2 protein-coding genes and 1 pseudogene are annotated in these 1,195 nt (G+C 45.0%); all 3 read right to left on the reverse strand.

The window, feature by feature from the left end:
- On the reverse strand, positions 1–729 hold a 729-nt coding region (locus A3763_RS26050; protein WP_304440850.1), incomplete at its 3' end, for a proton-conducting transporter membrane subunit.
- On the reverse strand, positions 722–976 hold the full coding sequence (locus A3763_RS26055) for a hypothetical protein (RefSeq protein ID WP_068508488.1): 255 nt from the start codon (positions 974–976) through the stop codon (positions 722–724). The genes A3763_RS26050 and A3763_RS26055, both read right to left, overlap by 8 nt.
- Positions 977–1,195 (reverse strand): annotated as a pseudogene (locus A3763_RS29830) (monovalent cation/H+ antiporter subunit D family protein); the annotation flags it as partial.

Genomic DNA, 1,195 nt, shown 5'->3' on the forward strand with positions numbered 1-1,195 from the left:
TTCTTCACCGGGGTAGGCCCGAGCAAAAGCATACACCGCGACCTTTGTTGTGAACGAGGCTAAAAATATTGTTCCGCTTGGTGTCGCTTCAGGATACGAATCAGTTAACCAGTTGTGCATAAAAGGGAAGGCACACTTGATTCCGAAGGCGAAAAAGATTAGCCATGCACCAACTTGGGCGATGCCCTCATGCTGCAAGCCGATATGAGTGAATAGTAAGCTATTGTTAACGTGCGCGAAGATCAATAGACCTGCAAGTAACAAAACGCCAGATAATACTTGAATGATCAGATAGCGAATACCAGAAGAATAGGCTCGATCTGTTCGACGAGCCCAAATAAGAAATACGGATGTGAGTGCCAGTAACTCCCAGAAGACGAAAAGGGTAAGTAAGTCACCGGCAAATACTGCGCCGACAGCACTACCTGCGTAGGCGAGGCCTGCGACGTGCTGCACAGTATCCTTAACGTGCAAGGCGTAGATGATGGCGATTAGAGCAGCAAGATGGAAAAGATAGCCAAACATCAAGCTAAGTTTATCAACCTTAACTGGCTCTAGTGCATAGCCCATAAACTCCATAGACCAGAATACGCCATGCTCTAGGCCGACCAAGTTAAGAGCACCTAAAATGGGAGCCGCTAACATGATGAGGTTTCGTGTCCAGCCACGTAATAGTAACGCAGCTAAAGCACCTAGCATTAGGGGAAGAAATGGAATCACATTACTCATCGTAGTAATCTTCACCTCGCATCAGAAAGGTTCGCATCCATGTTGCTATGAAAACGAGAATAGAACAGCCTACAAAGCCGTAAATGGCATAAAAAGCAGGGAAGTTCTCCCAGCTGTGGTAAATATGGCGGTGAACAATAAAGTCAGCAATCACTAGCAAAGCACATGCGACATAAAATACTTTTAACATCTTTTTGACGTTTTCTGGCTTGTCGAACCAGCCATCTGAAGAGTGATGATCAGACATTTAGCCTTCCCCCATATTCGTTGATACACCTGGAATCAAATTTATTAGATCGATCAGGGGTTGAGGATAGAAGAACAAGGCAAGACATCCAAACGAAGTCACGCCAAGTGCTATTAAAATTGGTAACGGAGCCTCTTTAGTGTCCGACCATGCCCAAGGCTTAGATTCTTTTGCTTGGGTATTAAAGAATGCTTTGATTGGGATGGGCAAAAGATAAGC

The organism is Oleiphilus sp. HI0128 (genome assembly GCF_001635365.1).